Here is a 2,590-nt window from a genome sequence, read left to right as displayed (position 1 = left end):
ATGCTGGTCCAGAGCCTCAGCGAGCTGCTCGGCCACGCCGACGTGAAGGTGACTCCTGTCATCGACCTGAGGGGTCGCATCCGCAGCGACCGGTACGAGCACGAGGACAACCTCAAGGACCTGGTCTGGCTCCTCACCGGTGGCGACGTCTTCCCGTTCGCACCGCGCAGCGCGACCCGCGACAAGGTCGACTTCGACCACCCGACTCCGTACGTCGCCGACGGGCCGCCCGGCCAGACCGGCACGCACAACTCCGGCCCGCTACGCCGCCGACATCATCGCTGGAAGACGCACGGCGGCTTCCGCTGTCGGCAAGCCGGACCCGGCCGACATCTCTGGCAGACGCCCTACGGCGACTGCTACGTCGTCGACCACCGCGGCTCGCGCCGACTCCGCCCCGACCACGCGGAGCTGATCCTCAGCGCCCCTCCGGGAATCGACCTGTACGTCGGTGATCAGCCGGTCACGATGTGGGCGTCAGGACCCGGGTAAGCCAAGCCCTCGTGCCCGTCGTTCCAGCGGACGACGAAGGGCGGCCCACCGTTCTCACCCCGCACCTCGAGGATCTCCCCCTCACGGCGCGGCGCGTCGACCCGGTTGCTCTCGACGACCAGTCGGTCGCCCACCTTGGCCTGCATTTCTTCATCACCTCCTGTGGACCTCACGATACGCCGAGGTTCAACTGACGTAGGTACGCACGACCGTCCCGTCGCAGCGCGCATCGAGGTATGCGGTCTCGCCGTACTCGTTGCTGGCGTAGGCCGACATGCAGACGCCGTCCGGGCGGCCCGCCGCGTTGACGATGACGTACGACGTGTTCGGGTCCTCGACCAGCCCTCGTGCCTCCTTGACCAGCGCAGCCAGGGTCCGGCCATTGATCTCGTCGAGGTCGAACCGCTCCTCGTCGGCTGTGCCCTTGCCCGTCCACTCGTCCCAGTCACCGTCGAAGTACCAGCCGTACGAACGCTGGCTCTGCTCGTCCACAGGCACCTCGATCACGGCGTAGCCCGGATAGACGACAGCGCTGAACACGACTGTCGACCCGGTCTTCGCTTCGACCTCCTTGCCCAGCCGGTTGTAGCCCTTCGCAGTCGTGAGGTTGATCGTCCTCACGGGCTCGACCGAACCGGCGCTCATGCTGCCGCCCCCTGTGCTCTCCCCGCGCCCCACGATGACCAGCGGCACGACGAGCCCGAGCGCCAGCACCGCCGCGGCCGCCGCCAGGACGATCTTGACCGCGGTCAGGTTCGGGCGGGGGGTCGCCCGCGCCGGAGCCGCAGGCACGTCCTCCGTGACCTGCTCGACCGCCTCCGTGACCTCGTCGTCCTCGCTCCGTCGCAGGTCCCGCACCAGCATCTGAAGCTCGCCGATCGTCGCCGCGCGCAGCAACCGGTCGACGCGGAGGTCGTAGTCGGGGCGGCTGATCTGCCCGTCCGCGAACGCCGCCTCCACCACCTCGATCGCGGCGTCGCGATCTGCGTCGCGCGCCTTCTTCTGCGGGTCCACCACGGGGGAAGGCTAGGCCCCAGACAGTCCGGGCGGAACCGGTGGACTGGAGGACCTTCGCCTCTGGCGACGTACCGCCCGTCCGGCTGTGCTGGTGGCAGGTGATCCTGATGCCCACGTCGACTCACGAGCGTCTCGGGACAGCCGGACGTGCACGGACCTGGGTCGTCGTCGCCGCAGTCGAAGCGCTGCTCGGGACGATCGTCGTGCTCGCCGACCTCGGCATCCCCACCCTGGTGCTGCTGCTCCTCGTCGGAGCGTCGCTCGGCATCCGGCGCGAGTGGTTGGGCAGTCTCGGCCTGCACCGCACCGCCGCGATGCCGCTGATCCTCAAGATGCTCGCGTTCGCCGTCGTCTGGTCGCTCTTCCAGCTGGCGGTGACGATGCCGGTGGCCAATCATCTGTCCGGCTCACGGCAGGACCTGAGCGCTTTCGACGGGCTCGAGGGTGACGTCGGACTGCTGCTGACGTTGCTGCTGCTGAGCTGGACGCTGGCCGCCTTCGGCGAGGAGCTCGCGTACCGCGGATTCCTGCTGACGCGGTTCCGGGAGGCGCTCGGCTCCGGTCGCCTCGCCACAGTCGTCGCCGTCATCGGGACGTCGGTGCTGTTCGGCTTCGCTCACAGCGAGCAAGGTGCCGTCGGCGTACTCATCGTGACACTCGATGCGGTCGCCTTCAGTCTGCTGCGGCTTCACTATGGAACGCTGTGGGCCCCCGTCCTCGCGCACGGGTTCAACAACACCCTCGGCTTCCTCGCGTTCTTCGCGGTCGGGCCGATCCACGGGCTCTGGTGAGATCAGATGCGGCAAGCCGGCGCCACGGCCACTGGAATGCTGCACGGGCTGCGAGCCCGCGTCGAGTGCTCGTCCGACCGGGTCACCGCTGAGATCGCAGCTGGCCGTTGACGTCGAGCTGCGCGAGATCTGCCGCCGCGTGCCCGGCAGCCCAGCCCTCGCCGTCGGTCGCCGAGGTGGATCTGCGCGTGGTGTGAGGAACGACGGCGTCGAAGGCGTCATCCACCCTGGCTTCATGGTCGCGCAGGACCGGCAACAGCCCGCCCGTGTCCTCCGCCGCGACCGCGTCC

3 protein-coding genes and 2 pseudogenes are annotated in these 2,590 nt (G+C 69.1%); 2 read left to right on the top strand and 3 right to left on the bottom strand.

The window, feature by feature from the left end; genetic code table 11:
* Nucleotides 1–492: pseudogene (locus VFZ39_RS03895) on the top strand (hypothetical protein); the annotation flags it as partial.
* On the opposite strand, the gene VFZ39_RS03890 reads toward VFZ39_RS03895, so the two are convergent.
* Nucleotides 456–638: a DUF1918 domain-containing protein gene (locus VFZ39_RS03890; RefSeq protein WP_330864411.1), complete on the bottom strand. Its 183-nt coding sequence runs from the start codon at nucleotides 636–638 to the stop codon at nucleotides 456–458. The pseudogene VFZ39_RS03895 and the gene VFZ39_RS03890 overlap by 37 nt on opposite strands.
* A gap of 40 nt (nucleotides 639–678) precedes the next feature.
* On the bottom strand, nucleotides 679–1,509 hold the full coding sequence (locus VFZ39_RS03885) for a DUF1707 SHOCT-like domain-containing protein (protein WP_330864410.1): 831 nt from the start codon (nucleotides 1,507–1,509) through the stop codon (nucleotides 679–681).
* A gap of 107 nt (nucleotides 1,510–1,616) precedes the next feature.
* On the opposite strand from VFZ39_RS03885, the gene VFZ39_RS03880 reads away from it, so the two are divergent.
* Nucleotides 1,617–2,300 (top strand): CPBP family intramembrane glutamic endopeptidase, encoded by a 684-nt coding sequence (locus tag VFZ39_RS03880; protein ID WP_330864409.1) that lies wholly within the window; start codon nucleotides 1,617–1,619, stop codon nucleotides 2,298–2,300.
* Nucleotides 2,301–2,382: 82 nt separating this feature from the next.
* Here the strand turns inward: VFZ39_RS03880 and VFZ39_RS03875 are convergent.
* Nucleotides 2,383–2,590, bottom strand: a pseudogene (locus VFZ39_RS03875) (DUF2786 domain-containing protein); the annotation flags it as partial.

This window comes from Nocardioides sp., from assembly GCF_036374615.1.
Classification (GTDB): Bacteria; Actinomycetota; Actinomycetes; order Propionibacteriales; family Nocardioidaceae; genus Nocardioides.
The sequence above is the reverse complement of the archived record's forward strand: the minus strand, read 5'-3'. Positions and strand labels throughout refer to the sequence as shown.